Origin of the sequence: Bradyrhizobium sp. HKCCYLRH2015, assembly GCF_051168215.1 — a bacterium.
In the GTDB taxonomy this organism is placed as follows: Bacteria; Pseudomonadota; Alphaproteobacteria; order Rhizobiales; family Xanthobacteraceae; genus Bradyrhizobium.
Genome location: NZ_JBNPUO010000002.1, coordinates 152584 through 171786 on the forward strand (window position 1 = coordinate 152584; position 19203 = coordinate 171786).

8 protein-coding genes are annotated in these 19203 nt (G+C 66.2%); 3 read left to right on the forward strand and 5 right to left on the reverse strand.

Going from position 1 to position 19203, the window contains the following annotated elements; genetic code table 11:
* Window positions 1–75 precede the first annotated feature (75 nt).
* Window positions 76–3735 carry a trifunctional transcriptional regulator/proline dehydrogenase/L-glutamate gamma-semialdehyde dehydrogenase gene (gene putA, locus ACQR1H_RS04835; RefSeq protein ID WP_434907225.1) on the forward strand — a complete coding sequence of 1220 codons (3660 nt, stop codon included), beginning with the start codon at window positions 76–78 and terminating at the stop codon, window positions 3733–3735.
* A gap of 120 nt (window positions 3736–3855) precedes the next feature.
* Window positions 3856–5103: an amidohydrolase family protein gene (locus ACQR1H_RS04840; RefSeq protein WP_434907226.1), complete on the forward strand. Its 1248-nt coding sequence runs from the start codon at window positions 3856–3858 to the stop codon at window positions 5101–5103.
* A gap of 864 nt (window positions 5104–5967) precedes the next feature.
* On the opposite strand, the gene ACQR1H_RS04845 is transcribed toward ACQR1H_RS04840, so the two are convergent.
* The 5 genes from ACQR1H_RS04845 to ACQR1H_RS04865 form a co-directional block, all read right to left on the reverse strand.
* Window positions 5968–6666, reverse strand: coding sequence for a hypothetical protein (locus ACQR1H_RS04845; protein WP_434907227.1), 699 nt, complete (start codon window positions 6664–6666; stop codon window positions 5968–5970).
* Between the two features lie 677 nt (window positions 6667–7343).
* Window positions 7344–8285 (reverse strand): hypothetical protein, encoded by a 942-nt coding sequence (locus tag ACQR1H_RS04850; protein ID WP_434907228.1) that lies wholly within the window; start codon window positions 8283–8285, stop codon window positions 7344–7346.
* Window positions 8286–8412: 127 nt separating this feature from the next.
* On the reverse strand, window positions 8413–8739 hold the full coding sequence (locus tag ACQR1H_RS04855; RefSeq protein ID WP_434907229.1) for a hypothetical protein: 327 nt from the start codon (window positions 8737–8739) through the stop codon (window positions 8413–8415).
* A gap of 247 nt (window positions 8740–8986) precedes the next feature.
* On the reverse strand, window positions 8987–12139 hold the full coding sequence (locus ACQR1H_RS04860) for an efflux RND transporter permease subunit (RefSeq protein ID WP_434907230.1): 3153 nt from the start codon (window positions 12137–12139) through the stop codon (window positions 8987–8989).
* Window positions 12132–13139, reverse strand: coding sequence for an efflux RND transporter periplasmic adaptor subunit (locus ACQR1H_RS04865; RefSeq protein WP_434907231.1), 1008 nt, complete (start codon window positions 13137–13139; stop codon window positions 12132–12134). Before ACQR1H_RS04865 ends, ACQR1H_RS04860 begins: the two co-directional genes overlap by 8 nt.
* 767 nt (window positions 13140–13906) lie before the next feature.
* On the opposite strand from ACQR1H_RS04865, the gene ACQR1H_RS04870 reads away from it, so the two are divergent.
* A complete protein-coding gene (locus ACQR1H_RS04870) occupies window positions 13907–19192 on the forward strand; it encodes an AAA family ATPase (protein WP_434907232.1) in 5286 nt (1761 codons plus the stop codon).
* The last annotated feature ends 11 nt before the right edge of the window (window positions 19193–19203 follow it).

Here is a 19203-nt window from a genome sequence, read left to right on the forward strand (position 1 = left end):
GTTTCGTCGCGCGCGGCGTGCGCTCAGGCCGCGCAGGCGCGGCGCGCGGCGGGGAGGCTTCAGAGGAGACGGGTCATGTCGCAGTTGTCGCCACGACCGTTCGCCGCGTTCGATGCCCAGGTCCAGCGCCAGAGCCAGAGCGGGCTGCGCGCCGCGATCACCTCGGCGTATCGCCGCGCCGAGCCGGAATGCATCGCGCCGCTGCTCGATCTCGCCGCGCTCCCGGAGGAAGGGTCGGCGCGGGCTGCCGGTCTGGCGCGGGATCTCGTGCTGCGTCTGCGCGGCAAGGCGCAATCCGGCGGCGTCGAGGGACTGATCCACGAATATTCGCTGTCGAGCCAGGAGGGCGTGGCGCTGATGTGCCTGGCCGAGGCGCTGCTGCGGATCCCGGACACGGCGACGCGCGATGCGCTGATCCGCGACAAGATCGCGACCGGCGATTGGCGCGCCCATATCGGGCACAGCCCGTCGCTGCTGGTGAACGCCGCGACCTGGGGCCTCATCGTCACCGGCACGCTGACGGCCGCCGCGAGCGAGGACAGCCTGGCGTCGGCATTGACGCGGCTCATTGCCCGCGGCGGCGAGCCGATCATCCGCAGGGGCGTGACGCTCGCCATGCGCCTGCTGGGCGAGCAGTTCGTGGCAGGGCAAACCATCGATGAGGCGCTGTCGAACGGCCGGCGGTGGGAAGCGCAGGGCTTCCGCTATTCCTACGATATGCTGGGCGAGGCGGCGACGACGGCGGGCGACGCCGCGCGCTATTTCGCCGCCTATGAGATGGCGATCCACGCGATCGGGAGGCATGCGGCCGGCGCCGGCATCTACGACGGGCCAGGCATCTCGATCAAGCTCTCGGCGCTGCATCCGCGTTACCTCAGCATCAAGCGCGACCGCGTCATGAGCGAGCTGCTGCCGCGACTGAAGCAACTGGTCGTGCTGGCGCAGCGCTACGACATCGGCCTCAACATCGACGCCGAGGAAGCCGATCGTCTGGATTTGACGCTCGATCTGCTCGAGGCGCTCTGCATCGATCCGGACCTCGCCAGCTGGAACGGCATCGGCTTCGTCATCCAGGCCTATCAGAAGCGCTGCGCCTTTGTGGTTGATTGGCTCATCGACCTCGCACGGCGCACGCGGCGCCGGCTGATGGTGCGCCTCGTCAAGGGCGCCTATTGGGACAGCGAGATCAAGCGCGCCCAGGTCGATGGTCTCCAGGACTTTCCGGTCTTCACGCGCAAGCACCATACCGACGTGTCGTACCTCGCCTGCGCCCGCAAACTGCTGGCCGCGCCCGACGCCGTGTTCCCGCAGTTCGCGACGCATAATGCGCGCACGCTGGCATCGATCGTGGAGATGGCCGGTCCCAATTACGAGCGCGGCCAGTATGAATTCCAGTGCCTGCACGGCATGGGCGAGCCGCTCTACGAGGAGGTTGTCGGACCCGCACGGCTCGGACGCCCGTGCCGCATCTACGCGCCGGCCGGCTCGCATGAGACGCTGCTGGCCTACCTCGTGCGCCGGCTGCTGGAGAACGGCGCCAACACCTCCTTCGTCAATCGCATCGCCGATCCCGCCGTCTCCGTCGACGATCTGATCGCGGACCCCGTCGCCATCGTTCGCGCGTCGGAACGCACCGGTGCCCCGCACGACAAGATCAGGCGTCCGCCTGCGCTGTTCGGCCCGGGCCGCGTGAACTCGGCCGGATTCGACCTTTCCGATCAGCGCGCGCTGGCGCGTCTCGGCGAAGGCCTGGTCACGAGCGCGAGCCTCGATTGGAAGGCTGTGCCGACCGGAGCGACGGGCAGCGAAGGTGCGCGCCTCATTCGCAATCCCGCCGATCGCCGTGACGTCGTCGGCGCGGCCAGGGATGCCGCGCCTGCCGAGATCGAGGCCGCACTGTCGCGTGCGGCGAACGCCGCGCCGGCCTGGGCCGCGACCAGCCCGCGCGTGCGCGCCGCATGCCTGCGTGCTGCGGCCGAAACGATGGAGGCGCGTCGCCTCGTCCTCATCGGCTTGATCGTCCGCGAGGCCGGCAAGACCTTTGCGAACGCCGTCGGCGAGGTGCGCGAAGCCGTCGATTTCCTGCGCTATTATGCCAGCGAGATCGAAGCGCTGCCCGACGGCGACATTCCCAGGCCGCTGGGTCCCGTGGTCTGCATCAGCCCGTGGAATTTTCCGCTCGCGATCTTCACCGGCCAGATCGCAGCCGCACTCGCGGCCGGCAATCCGGTGCTGGCGAAACCTGCCGAGGAGACGCCGCTGATCGCCGCCGAGGCGGTTCGCATCATCCATGAGGCCGGCGTTCCAGCGGATGTCCTGCAATTGCTGCCCGGCGATGGCCGCGTCGGCGCCGCGCTGGTCGGCGATCACAGCGTGCAGGGCGTGATGTTCACGGGATCGACCGACGTCGCGCGGCTGATCCAGAAACAGCTTGCCGAGCGCCTCACCGTCCATGGACAGCCCGTGCCGCTGATCGCCGAGACCGGCGGCCAGAACGCGCTGATCGTGGATTCCTCGGCGCTCGCCGAGCAGGTTGTCGGCGATATCATCGCTTCCGCCTTCGACTCCGCTGGCCAGCGCTGTTCGGCGCTGCGCATCCTCTGCCTGCAGGCGGACGTCGCCGACCGCATCCTGTCGATGCTGCGCGGCGCGCTGCGCGAGCTCGAGCTCGGCAATCCCGCGTCGTTGTCGGTCGATGTCGGCCCGGTCATCAGCGGCGAGGCCCGCGACACGCTCGATGCGCATGTCGCCACGATGCAGGCGCGCGGCCATGCCGTGGAGCGGCTGCCGCTGCCGCCGCAGGCTGCGCATGGCACGTTCGTCGCGCCGACCATCATCGAAATCAGCAACATCTTCGATGTCGAGCGCGAGGTGTTCGGCCCCGTCCTCCACGTCCTGCGCTATCGCCGCGAGCAGCTCGCTGACCTCGTCGACGCGATCAACCTGACCGGCTATGGCCTGACCTTCGGCATCCACTCGCGGATCACGGAGACAATTGCGCGCGCGTCGAGCCGCAGCGCCGCCGGCAACATCTATGTCAACCGCAACGTCATCGGCGCCGTCGTCGGCGTGCAGCCGTTCGGCGGCTCCGGCCTGTCGGGGACCGGGCCGAAGGCCGGCGGGCCGCTGTATCTGCGCCGGCTGTTCGCGATGCCGCCGCGCCAGCGGCTCATGGCGTCGCAGTCTGACGCGGTCTTGCGCTCTTACCTCGACGGGTTGCGGGCCAGCGGACATGCCGCGGCGGCGCTGGCGTGCGAGGCGCATGGGCCCCAGGTGCTGGCCGGGCTCGAGATCGAGTTGCCAGGACCCGTTGGCGAACAGAACATCTATCGCATCACCGCGCGCGGCGTCGTCGCTGCACTGGCGAGAAGCGAGCAGGCGTTGCTGGTCCAGATCGGCGTCATTCTGATGACCGGCAACGACGCGTTCGTCGAACGCGCGAATCCCGCTGCTGCCGTGTTGGGACCGCTCACCAGCCGGCTGCGCGGCCGCCTGCGGATCGTCGACAGCTGGCGGGCTCTCGGCGATCTGCAGGCCGTGCTTTCCGACGGCGAGGCGGATGAATTGATCGCGCTCGGCCGCGACCTCGCCGCGCGCCCCGGACCGATCGTCCCGCTCGTCACGCCGCGCGCCAGCGACGGCTGCTACGATCTCGACCGGCTGGTCACTGAGGTCAGTCTCTCCACCAACACCGCGGCCGCCGGCGGCAATGCCAGCCTGATGTCGATCGGCTGAGAAGACAGCTATTCCGTCCCGGGCTGGCTCGAGGCCGCAGGACAGGATAGGGGAGAATACTGTCATCGTCGGCTCGCTCCGCCCGCTGACGCACGCTTCGCTCCGATCGAGGACACCTTGATGTCGACCATCCTGTTCAAGAATGCCGCTCTGCTCGACCCGCTGCAGCCGGAGCTGCGCGAAGGCCATCACGTGCTGGTCGAGGACCATCTGATCAAGGATGTGTCGGACAAGCCGCTGCAGACCAGCGTCGACCAGACCATCGATCTCCAAGGCAAGACGCTGATGCCGGGGCTCATCGACCTGCACGTCCATGCGATCGCGGTCGAGCTCAATCTTGCCCAGCAAGTGCAGATGCCGAACGTGCTGGTGACCCTGCGCTCGGCGCTGCTGCTCAAGGGCATGCTGCGGCGGGGCTTCACGACGGTGCGTGACGCCGGCGGCGCCGGCTATCCGCTGAAGCAGGCCGTCGACACCGGCCTCACCGAGGGCCCGCGGCTGTTCGTCTCCGGCCGTGCGCTCAGCCAGACCGGCGGCCATGGCGACATGCGGGCGCGGACGGATTTCCTCTCCGACAACGCGCCTTGTCCGTGCTGCGTGCGCGTCGGCGCGCTGGCCCGCGTGGCCGACGGCGTCGATGCCGTGCGCAAGGCGGTGCGCGAGGAGCTCCAGATGGGCGCCGACCAGATCAAGATCATGGCGTCCGGCGGCGTGGCCTCGCCGACCGATCCGGTCGGCGCGTTCGGCTATTCCGAGGACGAGATCCGCGCCATCGTCGCCGAGGCCCGCGCGCGGCAGACCTACGTCCTGGCGCATGCCTACACGGCGGAGGCCATCGCCCGCGCGGTCCATTGCGGTGTGCGCACCATCGAGCACGGCAATCTCGTCGACCTTCCGACGGCGCGGCTGATGGCAGAGAAGGGTGTCTATGTCATCCCGACGCTCGTCACCTATGAGGCGCTCGCCAATGAAGGCGCGCAATATGGCCTGCCGCCGGAGAGCGTCGCCAAGATCGCGGATGTGCGCGATGCCGGCCTGCGCTCGCTCGGCATCTATCGCGAAGCCGGCGTCAAGATGGGCTTCGGCAGCGACCTCCTCGGGCCGTCGCAGCGCCTGCAGAGCGATGAATTCAGGATCCGCGCCGAGATCCTCGGTGCCCGTGAGGTCATCGCCAGCGCGACCGTGATCGGCGCCGAGGTGCTGGGCATGCAGGGCAGGCTCGGCCGGATTCTGCCGGGCGCATTTGCCGACCTGCTCGTGGTCGAGGGCAATCCGCTGCGCGATGTCTCGTGCCTGCTCGGCCAGGGCGATCACATTCCGCTGGTGATGAAGGCCGGCAAGGTGCACATCGACCGGCTGAACGCCTGAGGCAACTCGGCGCCGAAATCCACCGGGCCAACGGTCGACAGTCCCAGCGTTTGTGCGCGCTGTCATGGGGGACGTCCATCGTCTCTCCGCCGCCTCGACGCTGCGGGCGCCGACATCTGCGATGAGTGCTTCTTGGAACGCAGTCATTCGGCCTCGCGGCGCTCCCTGCGTCCGAGTTGTGCGGGTCGTTTCGCCCTCATCGACGAAGAGGGCGCAGGGAATGCCGGGAGCTGGCCGCCCCCATGGCCCGCCTGCGAAAAAAATGCAGGCGGCAGGTACCACAGGTTCAGCCGAGACATCCCGGCATTCCCCGCGCGATGGTTGGGCGGCTTATACGTCCTCTCCCCGGGGACCGGCTGTCTTGCCCCCGTCACGAACGGATCATCGTCACCGTCCGCTTGGCCTCAGCACCGGGAGGGCAGGACCCTACGATTTCGCCGGCGCATCGGGCTCGTTCGTCCGCACGATTGCTCGCGCTGCGATCCGATGCACCCACCGCATCCCGCACCCACGTCTCGTGACGATCGCGAAGCGCCCCTCATGGCGGGACGGGATGCGGGTAGTCAATCATGTTTTTCTGAAAAACGAAAGTGGAATATTTTTCGTGGGAGGACTGGACAAGGGTGATGTGCTTGAGGCGGTGAGCAAAATTAGCTTCTGGGCGCATCGCATCGGAGGTGTTGTTGTCAGTCGTGCGCGCCCGGCTCCGGGCCCGCGCGAGTCTCGAGAAGCATATCCGCTCAAGCCCAGCAGGCCGACGTCTTTGGCGGCGGCCGGAAGGTCCGAGAAGGGCGAATTGCGGACATCATGGGGGCAGTCCGCGGCCTCCGTACTGCCCCTCAACCAGTTCCGGACGCTGACGATCTATTGCTTTGTTCCAACTAAGATATAGAGAACGTTTTGCTGAAAATACGGGCTCATAGTTGCGTTTTGGTTGGCAGCGACGAGGAGTCGCTTGGGATCAAGAGCAGCAGATGCAAGGGCTCTCGTTATCCCTTCAATTGTAGGATCGTGCGAGCTAATAGTCGTGCCCTCAAATGTCGCCACGAACAACCCCTTGTCGCCCATTGTCCAATTTCGAAAACGCTCCGCATGCCATCCGGCCTTGACTAGAGCGTCGAAAATATCGTCGGCGAAGTCATTTCCTTCAGCGTCTAACAATCTGGAAACGACCGCGATTGTGGGAGGGCTCGGAACATTTACCAATACAGAAACAATAGCATCCCGCTGTTGGCTAGAGAGCCGTCTAGGCGCCAGCTTTGCCTCAAGTTTGACGCGCTCCAAACGCTCCAATTCCGCTGTGGAGATCGCTTCGGCTGCGCGCGCATTGGAATCCGAAACCCGTTTTTCTGTATTGAGCTTGAAAACCTCTAGTGCCTTCTCGGCACTTTCAGCCTCCCTCTTGTGTGAAACTATAGACCCGGTCGTTGCAATACCAACTGCTGCCGCGGCTAACGCCGCAAATATCACCGAAATAATTAGCCAAAAATCCCACCATTCGCCGTTGTGGCCAAGAAACACAGTCGAAGTCGCAGCGCTGGCGCTATCAATCGTTTCTGTCATCGGGGGACTCTTGGGATAGCAGTAGGAACATTCGGGCTTTGAGGATACGAATTCCATCGCACTCCGCCGCAGGTGGGCGGATCATGATCCGCCCTACGACCTGCTTAGGATGTACATCCTCCATGTCTAAACGTAAAATAGGCAAGGCGTCTGACGGAGCAACACACGGAGCAACACAATGCCCAACGTCAAGGTAGGAATGCCGACTGTCGAGGCGAGCGCACAAGATGGAACAGTACAGTATTGGGTCGTCGCTGCCGCCCATGATCAAGCTGTCGCTTATCGTACAAGAACTCCTGCCCGTTGGATTCACTGCACGACTATCCTCCAGGCGGTTTGCTCTAGGTCCAAAGCTGGAAGGCATGCGGCCGCGAGAGGCTCGGAAAATCGAGCAATGACCGCGTGGAAACGGCCTCTACTCGGGCGCTTGTGTCAGCCCTTAATCGATGTGAGAGTGGCCGACCAACGTCCGTTAAGAGCTGCTCGCTGCCCTCCCGGATCGGTCAGCGCCGCCGCCGCTGTGCCTCAGATCGCCAGCGACTTGCTGCATCGCACAAGTCGGCGGCCTTGGGCGACAAACGGACATGCAGTCTTCAGGGCTAATAGGCTTACTGATTGTGGGTCGGAAGGATAAGGCGACGCGGACACTAAAACCGGTCAACTGTGCGCAATAGCTATTACACCCGCCAACGCCAGAACGGCGTGGCTCCCGATCTCGCCGTCGAAGCACTTTCGATGCTTTCCTTGATCAGAGGAGCGACCTTCCGCAATAAGTCATCATACAGATCTGTCGCCACATAGTCGGCATCGCGGTCGGTCATAATCGTCCCCGGCCAACTGATACTTACATCGCTCGGAGGCCAAATGCGAAAAATGGATCCTCCGTCTGGCGGGGAGAACTTCCAGGTTTCAATATAATCATGCGCTGGTGAGCGCAATACATGGATGAAGAGTGATCCGATAACCTGTGTGGAACTGTGGCTATTGTAGAAGGTAGCAGCGAGATTCGCGCCGCGCCGCGCCTCTTGCTTGGGCGACAGATATAAAAAGGGCGACGAACCCCAGTGCGTCGGCCAACTAACGCGAAGATAGGCCCCAATCCAAACGGCCCATCCGTGCGCTGGTGGCGTCAATCGCTTCATCAAATACTTTCTCTGAGAGTGGTGCGTCGTAGCCCAGCTATGTGCGTCAAATTCAGCAACCATGGCTTTCAGCACCGCCCACGTTGCGATGATCTTCTGTTGGTGTGGCAGGACGCGCGTCGTTTCGCCACGCAAGAGAGCGTCTCTGTCGATCAGCGGAATCATGATTGGTCGAGCTAAATTTTCTACCCGACGCATCCACCCATTGTTGCAGTTCGTCTCGCAAACGCTTTGAACTTTCCAATCACGGATGTCGCCGGTGCGCTTAATCAGAAAACGATCTGATTGTGTGGGCTTGGCGTCAACCCTCGCAACGTCATACTTCTTCATGGATCGCGAGGGCAAAAACTTGTGCGACCAGCGCGAGAAAATGTGCTCTCCGTTCATCTGAGGCGCGCCGCAGAAGATGCAATGCGTCGCCTTTTGGAACGGAGCGTTGTCGTGCTTTCGTCTGGTCGTCCTAAACGTTTTCGCCATGGTCGGTTGCTCCTCAGCAACGATTGCACACCTTGAGGAGGGCAGCCAAAAGCTGCATTTACTGATCGAGGTCGACTGAATCCGGGATTTTATTCCTCAAGTACTACGTACGGCTCGCGGCAAAGACTTAGGTAGTCTCTTTCCAGGCGGAGAAACAACCGAAGGCCATGAAGGCGGGAATGCTCCACAGCGGCAAGTCAAAAAGCCAATCAATAATCTTTTGTGCGCCTGCCCATGACGTTAGTGGCACGCGCCAGCCTAGAAAATGAACGCCGTAGGAAATTGGAAGTGCCGTCCAGTAACCAGACTGGAGCCAGAGTAATGCCTGATAGGCTGGGACGCACAAAGCTAGGAGCAAGAAACCAACCCCGATCCAAAAGGCGCCCTTATCCTCTTTCCGAGGCTTAATGTTATCGAAGTATCTTAAAACCTCGTCTTCCTCAGGTGTGGCCATAAAGGTCCCCCGGACTTTGGGTATCTCACAACCTCGACGGAAAATGCCTGGGATGCTAGGTTACGCAACCGACCAATGTCCGTAAAGGGCTGAATGCGGATGCCGGTCATTCGGTCGCGAAGGTCTGCAGTTGACCAGAGGCAAGCTCGTCAACACGGGGCGGAAGTTAATCTCCTTCATCCGGCCCGCACGGTGAAGCGTCGAGCAGCCACGTGCGGCGAACGTCGCGGACGTCTAACGCCCACGATCAGCTCGCCGTGACATCTCCGCGGGCGTGCACGCCGCGCGCAAACCGGCCGAAGCGCAGCGCCAAGGTCGGCAGCACCAGCAGGTTCAGCGCCATCGAGGTCAGGAGTCCGCCGAGGATGACCACGGCCATCGGTCCCTCGATCTCGCGGCCCGGCTCGCCGGCGCCGAGGGCGAGCGGCAGCAGGCCGAGGCCGGTCACCAGCGAGGTCATCAGGATCGGCACCAGGCGGTCGGCGGCGCCGGCGATCGCGGTCTCCAGTGTCCAGGCGCGGCCTTCGGCGATGACCAGATGCTCGTAATGCGAGATCATCAGGATCGAGTTGCGCAGCGCGATTCCGAACAGCGTCACGAAGCCCACCATCGAGCCGAGCGACAGCACGCCGCCGGTCAGCGCGACCGCGATGACGCCGCCGACGAAGGCGAACGGCAGGTTGATCAGCACCAGCACCAGGTTGCGCCAGTGCCCGGTGACGAAGGACAGCAGCAGCACGATGCCGATCGTCGCCAGCAGCGAGTTCACCAGCAGGTCGCGCCGCGACTTGGCCTGCGCCTCGGCCGCGCCGGTGAACTCGACATGCGCGCCCGGCGGCAGCTTGACCTCCTTGGCGATCTTCCGCTTGGCCGCGGCCACGAAGGATTCGAGATCGCGCCCCGCGACGTTGGCGGTCACGGTCTGGACGCGCTGCCCATTGCGATGAAGCACGACATAGCGCCCCGCGGTGCCATAGACGTCCGCGACCTGCTTCAGGAGGATGTAGGCGCCGCTCGGCGTCCGGATCGGCATGTTGCCGATCTCGGTGGGGCGTGCCGTCGCATCGGGATCGAGCTTGACGATGACGTTGAAGACCACGTTGCCTTCATAGGCCTGGCCGACCACGTCGCCCTGATAGGCGGTGCGGATCAGCTCCAGCACCTCCACCGCGTCCAGGCCCCAGGATTGCAGATCGGTCGGGCGCAGGGTCACGTTGACCTGCGGCATGCCCGGCGGCGACTGCTGCTGGATGTCGATCGCGCCCCAGACCTCGCCGAGCTCGCGCGCGATGTCGCGCGCCGCGCGCTCGAGATCGTCGAGATCGGGGCCGAACACGTTGATGACCACGGCGGCGTTGAAGCCGGACAGCGTCTCCTCGATGCGCTCGGTCAGGTAGGTCTTGATCGACAGGTTGATGCCGGCGAAGTTGGCGAGCGCGGCGCGGATGCGCTGCTGCGCCAGCTCCTGCTGGTCGCCTGACAGCCCCGGCTTCAGATCGACCTCGATCTCGCTCGAATGCGTGCCGGCGGTATCGACGCCGGCTTCGGCGCGGCCGGCATGTTGCGCCACGCTGCGGACCTCCGGCACGCCCTGCAAGGCCTTGGCGATCAGCGTGCCCAGCCGCAGCGATTCGTCGAGCGAGGTCCCCGGCAGCGTCGAGACGTGGAGGATCAGGTGGCCTTCCTTCAGGTCGGGCAGGAAGGTGCCGCCGAAGAACGGCACCAGGCTTGCGCCGCCGGCGGTCACCAGCACAGCCGTCAGCATGACCGACTTGGGAAACCGGCCGAGCCGCCGCAACAGCGTCTCGTAGTGGCGGCGCGACCAGCGCACCAGTGGCGGCTCGCGTTCCTCGCGCGGCTTTTGGCCGGCCAGCAGCAGCATCGACAGCGCCGGTGTGACCGTCAGCGCGACGATCAGCGAGGCGACCACCGCGAGGATGTAGGCGATGCCGAGCGGACCGAACAGCCGGCCGGCGAGGCCCGGCAGCGCAAGGATCGGCACGAACACCAGGAGCACGGCGAAGGTCGCATAGGCGACCGCGCTGCGTACCTCGAGCATGGCATCGTAGACGACGCGCGCTTCGCTGCGCGGCGACGGCAGGACGCGGTTCTCACGCAGCCGGCGCACCACGTTCTCGACGCCAATCACGGCATCATCGACGACCTCGCCGATCGCGATGGCGAGGCCGCCGAGGGTCATCGTGTCCAGGCTCTGTCCCATCCACTGCAGGGCCAGCACGGCCGAGAACAGCGACAGCGGGATCGCGGTGCAACTGATGACGGAGGTGCGCCAATCATAGAGGAACAGGAACAGCACGATGATGACCAGGGCGCCGCCGATCAGCAAGGCGAACAGCACGTTCTCCGTCGCCGCATCGATGAAGGTCGCCGGACGAAACAGATCAGCGTGCAGCTTGACCTTCTCGCTGTCGAGCGCCGGGCGCAGCTCCCGCAGCGCGGCCTCGACGCGCGCCGCGACGTTGCGCGTGTTGGCGCCGAATTGCTGGCTGATCATCATCATGATGCCGGGCCGGCCGTTGATCAGCGCGCCCCCGATCGGCGGCTCCGGCGCGTTCACGACCGTCGCGACGTCGCCGAGCACCACGCTGGCGCCGCCCTGGTGCAGCAGGACCGTGCGCGCCAGCTGCTCGGGTGTGAGTGACTGGCCCTGTGTCTGCAGGATGACCCGTTGATTGGCGGTGTCGACGAAGCCGGCGCCGCGCACGCCGGTGGCCTTGCGCGCGGCGGCGACGACATCGTTCATGCCGACGCCGAAGCGGACAAGGTCGTCGGATCGCACCTGCACCTGCAGCGACCGGATGTCCCGGCCATAGGTCGTGACCTGTGCGACGCCCGCCACCGCCAGCAGCCGCCGGCTCACGGTCCAATCGGCGATCGTGCGCAGATCCATCAGCGAGCGCTGCTCGGAGGTCAACCCGATCGCCAGCACGGTGCCGGCCGCCGGCACCAGCGGCGTCATCGATGGCGCCCGCACGCCCTGTGGCAGGCTGCCGGCGACGACCGCGAGTCGCTCGGTCACCAATTGCCGCGCCCGGTAGACCTCGGTGCCGGGCTGGAAAATGACCGAAATGACGGACAGGCCCTGGATCGACGACGACCTCATGCTCTCGACACCGGCGAGACCGTTGATCGCGGTCTCGATCGGCTGCGTGACCAGCACCTCGACCTGTTCGGGACTGAGCCCCGGCGCCTCGGTCTGGATCGAGACCTGCGGCGGGGCGAATTCGGGAAACACGGCATAGTTGGCGCTGCCCAGCGACAAGATGCCATAGGCCAGAACAGTGCAGGCCAGCGCCAGCACGATGCCGCGGAAGCGGATGGCAAACGAGATCAGCGCCGCCTGGGGGCCGGCCGCGGCGCCGCGAACCCCGTCAATCATCGTCGCCGCCGCCGCGCAGCTCGCTCTTGGCTTCCTCCGACAACAGCACCTGCGCGCCGCGCAGGACGATCTCGGAGCCCGACGGAATGTCCTGCACGACATAGTCGTCGTCGGACACCGGCTGATCGGTGCGGATCGGATGGCGCTTGAAGAGATCGGGACCGGCGCGCAGATAGACCCATGAGCGGCCCTGCCATTGCACGATCGCCGTGTCCTCGATGAACACGCCGTCGAACGATTTGCCCGAGGGCACATAGGCGGTGGTGTTCATTCCCGGCAGCAATCCGCTGTCGCCGGCGGCGACGAAGTAATAGCTCACGCCCTGGATGCGCGGATCGGTTCGCGGCGCAGCCGACAGATAGCGCAGATCGATGTTGACGCTGCGGGTCGGCGCCTGCGCCAGCGCGGCGCGCGGCGGCTCGGCCAGAGTGACGCCGGGCGGCAGCGTGACCTGCACCAGCAACTGCTCGCGTTCGATCAGTTGCACGACCTGCGGCGAGCGCTCGATGATGCCTTTGCCGATGACGGCGCCCCATTCCTGCCGCGCCGTCGCCATCAAGGTTTTCACTTGCGATTCCGCCGCGGCCAGGGAGGCTTGATCGGTCCGGAACGTGCCCTCCGCCGCCTCGGCGTCCTTGCGCGGCATGGCCGCCGACTGCACGAGGTCGCGGGCGCGCTCGAACGCCAGTCTTGCGACGTCGAGCTTCGCTTGCGCCGTCTGCAGCTGCGCCTGCGCATTGGCGTAGTTGTTGGTCAAATCGGTCAGCCTGGCGACATCCAGTACCGTGCCGTAGGCGCGAAATTGCTCGGGATGGGATTCCGCCGCCAGGACGGCGGTCTGGAGCCCGATCTGCTTTTGTTGCGTCGCGGAAAGCTTGACCGACGCAGGTTCGCGCTCGGCTGTACCGGCAGTCTGCGACTGCGCGCGCGACGGCAGCGAAACCAGCGTGAACAGCACGGCACCGCATGCGGCCGCAGCCCTCGTCCGTTGCCTCACCATGCAGTCCCGGCCCCATCGATCGGGAAACGTCTGGACGACGTCGATGTCATTGCAACAACAGCTACTTCAGCTTCGAGGGTGTTTCAAGCCGCGTCGGCTGCAGAGCCAACGCATGGGATCCGGCGACATCCCCGGGCTTCTTTGGCGGGCCATCGTGTGGGGCACGGCGACGCCGTTTCGGTCGGATACAATCACCGTATTCGGGGAGGGAACGACGCGGTGCCATGCACGCTGGCGCCAATGCTTGTGGCGCCGCCCCCCTGCAAGCGAGCCGCATACGCGGCGGGCTCGTGGTCGAACAGGGACCGCAGCCGTGCTGCGGCGTGGACATCGGGCGTTCGGCATGCGTCTCGATATTTCTTCTTGAGCGTTAGAAGTATTCTTAGACACATTCCAGCGTATTCGTCCGCAACCCAAGCTTGTTGTCGGCCACGCGCGCGACGCTACACAAAAAGCCAAGACTAACAAACTTCTTAGGCGCGATTTTCCTCATCGAATGACCCGGGATTTTTTCCCGATTCTCCGACGGGAGCGAGAATCGTCACATTCATCTACCTGTCGGGTCATTGATGTGACCTCACTTCGCCATACCCCTCCGCAACGAGTCGGGAGTTCCGTCGACGTTGCAGCGAGGCAAGCTTGTCCACTCTGAACCCACTCTCCGATCGCCCGGCGCTCCGTGATCATGCGCAGGGCCATCCTTGTCGGTCAGCCTCTCGCCGAGCTTCCGCCGACGTTGCGGCCGACTTCAGAGAAGGATCTGCGCGATGAGCCAGCTGGTGAATGTGCGGCCCAACGAGGCCGGCGCGGGCGATCGCAAGGCGCAGGGCAGTGCAGCCGATCACGGCATGCGGCTGCTTGGTGCTATCGGCGCGGCAGCCCTGGAGCCGCAGTCGCCGACCGACGCCTGGGCGTCCTCGACGAGCGAAGCACTCGGCATGGGATCGGTCGTCGAGCCGTTGCAGGACGTGCTCGGCAGTCTGACCGAGATCATTCGTGCCGAGGGCTCCCCGGCGGAGCGTCAGCCGGATCATCCATTCGCCGACGATCATGGCTTCGCGCTCGACCAGGAGGAGCTGGCGGGCCTGCCGGGCGTGGTGATCAATACCTTCGATGTCGACGGTCCGGTCTGGCTCGCCGTCGAGGCGCTTGCCGCGACGGAGCCGCCTGCCATCGACTACGATCTCAAGACCTGGGTCGAGCCGTCGTCCGACCCCGACCGCCGTCCATCGCCGCACGAGAGCATCGTGGTCACGGTCGATGAGATCGAGAAGAACCGCCTCACCTTTGCCCGCCACGCGCGGCCCGAGGATTTTTCGCCGGCCCCGGAGCTGGGCGCCTGGACTGGACGGCTGCGCCTGGAGCAGCGTCCTGACCTCGTGCAGCGGATCGAGCGCTATATCAGCGGGCCATGGACCGCCTGGGCCGACACCGAGCGCATGCGCCGCCGGACCATGTCGATCCACCAGCGGCTGCGCGACATGGCGGCCACGGCCGGCGCCGATCAGGTCATGGAGGTCATGTGGGGCGTCGCGCTGTCGTCTTGGCGGCAGGGCGGGCGGGAATTCGAGTTGCCGCTGTTCGAGCGCGCGGTCGAGATCGAGATCATCGCGCGCCCGGATGCCGAGGTCAGGGTCCGGCCGCGCTTCGTCGGCGCAACCGTCAATTTGAGGGCGCTCGATGCCGTGGCGCCGGACGCCGCGCTTGCCGTGCGCGACAAGCCGGATCGCCTGGTCGAGGCGCTGGAGCAGCGCGCAGAGCTGTCGCCGTTCACGCCGATCGGGACCGATCAGATCCTGAGCGCCGCAGGCGTGCAATCCGGTCACAGGACGTCGCGCGATCCCGTGTCGTCGGACGGCACGCCGGCCATGGAGGCCGCCATCGCGGCGGGACGCTGGGTCATATCCGCGCGGCGGCGGCCGGAGAGCCTCGCCCTGCGCGACATCGACAGTCTCAAGACCGCGATCGAGCATGCGCCGCAGAGTGAGTGCTGCCTGTCGGGAGCCGTGAACGCGCTGCTCTCGCAGCCGGATGGACGTGGCCACGCCAATGCGCGCCGGCACCTGTCCGGCATCGTCGGGGGCCCGATCGACATTGCGCCTGCGCCAAAGCCTGCCGCGGTCGAGCAGGGTGATCTGTTCTTCCCGCTGCCAGCTGTCGCGGAGGATGTCGAGGTCGTGCGCGAGCTGTCGCGGTCGGATGGCCTGATGGTCCAGTCTGTCGCACGCGACGATCGGATCACGGCGCTCGTCAATGTCGTCTGCCATCACCTCGCGCTCGGCTCGCGCGTCCTCGTCGTGTCCAGGGACGAGGCTGCACTTTCCCTGCTGCATCAGAAGCTGCCGCCGGCCATTCGCGAGCTGACCGTCAGCTCGACCGGCTCCGACAAGGACGTGCTCAGGAAGGCCGAAGCCCTGGCGGGCCGGCTGCAATCGATCCTGGACGCGCCGAATCTGCGCGATCAGGTCGGCCAGATCGGCCGGCTCGAACGCGACATCATCTCGAAGCGCACGCAGATCGCATCGCTCGACGACGAGATCGCCGAGATCGTCCAGCGCAACCTGCGGCTCGCCGGCGGCTTGCCGGAGCTGCCGTTCGATCTGTTCAAGGCGCTGATCGGCGAACAGGAGGCGCATGCCTGGTTCACCGACCGGCCGAAGCGCCTGCTCGCGGCCACCGACCCGCTCGTCACGGCGGTCGACAAGGCACGCGAGGCGCGGCTGCGGCTTGCCGGTGATCTCAAGCACATCGATGTCGAGTTGCCAGAGCTCGCGGCGCTTCCCGACACTGCCGCGATCCTGCGTCTGCACGCGGAGCTGCAGCACCAGGCAGGGCTGACGTCGGACGCAGGCCGCGACGAGGATCTCGCGCTCGACGCCATTGCGACCTTCGGGCTCGACGCAACCAACCGCCTGGCGGCCGATCTCGATGCGCTGGTGGCCGGCCATCGCGCCATCGCGGAGGCGCCCTGGCTCGCGCGTCTGTCGCCGCTCGGCACCACCAAGGCCGACGAGCCCGTGGCTCTCGACAAGGTCGTGGGCTGGGCGCGTGATGCGTCGTTCCAGCTGTCCCGAAGCGCCGAATTCACGAGGCGCCAGGTGCAGGCGCCGGTCGAGGCGTTCACCAGGAGGGATGCGATCCGCGTGGTCGAGCGGCTTGCGGCCGGCGAGAAGCCGTTCGCGCGGTTCTCGCCGTCGCGCCGCGCGCTGAAGGCCGCCGTCGAGGCCATCACGGTGGACGGGGCCGCGCCGTCGAAGCCGGCGGATTGGCAATATGTCGGGCGCTTCCTGCTGTGGCGTCACGACCTGCATGCGTTGCGTGCGCGCTGGACGTCGATCGCAACGCAGATCGATGCACCCGCGCTTCAACTGGAATCGGCGCGGGCGTTCGATGACCTCGAGCACATCGTCAGGAGCGTCGAGGCCGCCGTCGTGACGGCCGCGCTCGCCGTCCGCAACGTGGCCGATGCCTGCTCCAAGCTGTCGATGCCGGACGGCGACGTCAGGGCGATGCTGGCCGATGCACAGCGGCTGGCCGCGTTCGGCGCGGCGATCCGGACCGTCATGACGCGCGTATCGGGACCGCTGGTCGAGCTCGCTCGCCTGGGCGAGTTGTTCGCCCGGGCGGGAGAACTCGCCGTCTCTGTTCAGGATGACGTGCTGTCGCGGGTCGGTGACGCCGAGACGGAGCCCCAGGAGCTCGAAACGCGGTGGACAGGCATTCTCGCAACCATGGAGAAGATCCGCGAGGCCAGCCCGGACTACGAACTCGTCAGGACCGCCTGCCGGATGGCGACTGCAGCGGGCGCGCCGAGTCTGGCGCAGCGACTGCGGTCCGCGCCGGCCGCGGGCGAGGCGAAGGATGCGACGACGCTCGCGGAATGGGTGGCGGCGTGGAATTGGGCCGTGCTGATGCGGATCGAAAGTCCGGAGGAGCGGCAGCTGCTGCATGACCTCGCGGCTCAGCGCGCGCGGCTTGAGACGCGCTCGCTCGCCCTGTTCGAAGCGGTGATCGGTGCCCGCATGTCGCTGGCCATCGCGCAGAATGCGGGCGGCGCCGTCAGGCAAGCGGTGAAGCGGTTCAGGGACTCGATGCAGAAGATGGCGTCGGCCTGCTCCGGTCCGACCGCGCGCCGGCTTCGGTTTGCCGCGCGCAGGTCTCTGGACGGCTGGCTCGAGGAGATTCCTTGTCACGTGATGCCGGCCTGGCGTGTCGCCGAGTTGCTGCCGGCCCGGATCGGCACCTTCGATCTTCTGGTCGTCGACCACGCCTCGCGCTCCGATCTGCGCGAACTGACGGCGATGCTGCGGGCCCGTAAGGTTCTGATCAGCGACGCGCGTCACGACGACGGGACCTTGGTCGAAGCCGGCCGCAACGATACTGTTGTCAAACGCACCGAGACGACCGCGCTGCGTAGCCTGCCGCCGGCGCTGCGGCGGCTGCTGATGCCGGGTGCCTCGCTGCGCGATCTCGCCGCGATCCTCTTTCCCGATCGCATGATCGAGCTGCGTGCGCGCCCTGCCGGCGTCGAGGCGGCCTCGGTCACAGCTCAGCTGCTGCCCGCCGATACGTCCAGATCGGCCGATGCACCAGCCGCCGAGCTGCCGCGGCCGGCCCGCGCGGCTGCGCCGGCGCCGAAGCAGCGGCCGCAGCCGCGGCAGGTCATCACGACGCACTCGCTCGAAGAGGAGATCGCCACTGTCGCGAAATATCTCTCGATGGCGCGCCGCTCGGGGACGGACATCGTCACGTCTGCCGCGGGCAAGCCGAGCGCGCCCGCGATAGCGCAGCGTGCCGAGATCCGCGCGGCTGCGCCCAAGCCCTCGCCGGAGATTCGCGTTCTGCGCCGGCGTCCGCCGCGCGAGCCGGCCGCGGACATCGTGACGCCGGCTTCGGCTCCGCCCGAGCTTCCGGCCGTCGAGGAGCCGGCCATGGTCGAGCCGACCCAACCGCGCGCGACCATCGTCGCCGAAGCGCCGATCATTGTCGCCGATCGGCTCGCGGTGCCGCAGCGCCCTGGCGAAAGCAAGGTGGTCACAGCAGAGATCGACGCGAAGCCCACGAGCGCCGCGTCGGCAGAGCCCGTGAAGACAGGCGTCGTTGCGACATCCGCTGCGGCAGCGGCTTCTGCCACCACTGAGCCTGCCGCCGCTGCCGCGGCTCCAGCCTCTGTTGCGGAGTCCGTAACGCTGGCGGCAGAGATCAAGATTCACCCTTCTCTCGTCGAGATGGCGTTCAAGGCGACGGAGAACGCCGCGGCACCACGCCGCCGTGTGCCGAGCCGGCGCGTGATGGCAGTTGCCGCGGCCGGGCTGCTGGCGATCGTCGGTGCGGCGGTGTCCTGGGAGCGCGCGTCGGAATGGATCCAGCCGGCCCTGAGCGGTGCGACGGCAGCGTCCGCGCTGCCGAGCGAACCGGGCGCCCGCAAGGTCAATGCCGAGCGGATCACGCCGGAGGCCAAGCCGGTGATCGCCGCTGCGGCCGAGGAGCATGCCACCGTCGGCATGAGCGTGCCGGTCAGCACGCCGGCGCAGGCGTTCCTCTATCACGAAGATCCGCAGGATCCGAAGGGCAAGCGCTATCCTGGCAAGGTCACCTGGTCGATCGAGCAGAGCAAGGGGCCGCGAGTCGATGCGGCGCCGGCGATCAAGGGGGAGATCGAGATCGAGAACGGCACCAAGGCCACGATCTCGCTGCGGCGGAACGCCGACATGGAGATGCCGGCGAGCCACATCATGGAGCTCAAGTTCGACTGGCCGGATCAGTCGGTGAGCGGCCTGACCAGCCTGAGGGGCATCGGCCTGAAGGGCGAGGAGGCCGAGCGCGGAACGGCGCTGGTGACCCAGACCGCCCGGGTGACACCGAAATACTTCATGGTCGCGCTGTCCGCCAACGAGGTCGACACCAAGCGCAACCTGCTGCTTCTCAAGGGCAAGCAGTGGTTCGACATTCCGATCGTCTACGAGGGCGGCAACCGGGCGCTGCTGTCGATCGAGAAGGGATCCGACGGCGACCGCGTGTTCAAGGACGTGTTCGCCAGCTGGGGTCAGTAACGGGGTTGGCG

Coding starts and splice junctions, on each gene's coding strand:
- ACQR1H_RS04855 (WP_434907229.1), bottom strand. CDS start 8,739: ATGGCCACACCTGAGGAAGACGAGGTTTTAAGATACTTCGATAACATT.
- ACQR1H_RS04865 (WP_434907231.1), bottom strand. CDS start 13,139: ATGGTGAGGCAACGGACGAGGGCTGCGGCCGCATGCGGTGCCGTGCTG.
- ACQR1H_RS04870 (WP_434907232.1), top strand. CDS start 13,907: ATGAGCCAGCTGGTGAATGTGCGGCCCAACGAGGCCGGCGCGGGCGAT.
- ACQR1H_RS04840 (WP_434907226.1), top strand. CDS start 3,856: ATGTCGACCATCCTGTTCAAGAATGCCGCTCTGCTCGACCCGCTGCAG.
- putA (WP_434907225.1), top strand. CDS start 76: ATGTCGCAGTTGTCGCCACGACCGTTCGCCGCGTTCGATGCCCAGGTC.
- ACQR1H_RS04850 (WP_434907228.1), bottom strand. CDS start 8,285: ATGGCGAAAACGTTTAGGACGACCAGACGAAAGCACGACAACGCTCCG.
- ACQR1H_RS04845 (WP_434907227.1), bottom strand. CDS start 6,666: ATGACAGAAACGATTGATAGCGCCAGCGCTGCGACTTCGACTGTGTTT.
- ACQR1H_RS04860 (WP_434907230.1), bottom strand. CDS start 12,139: ATGATTGACGGGGTTCGCGGCGCCGCGGCCGGCCCCCAGGCGGCGCTG.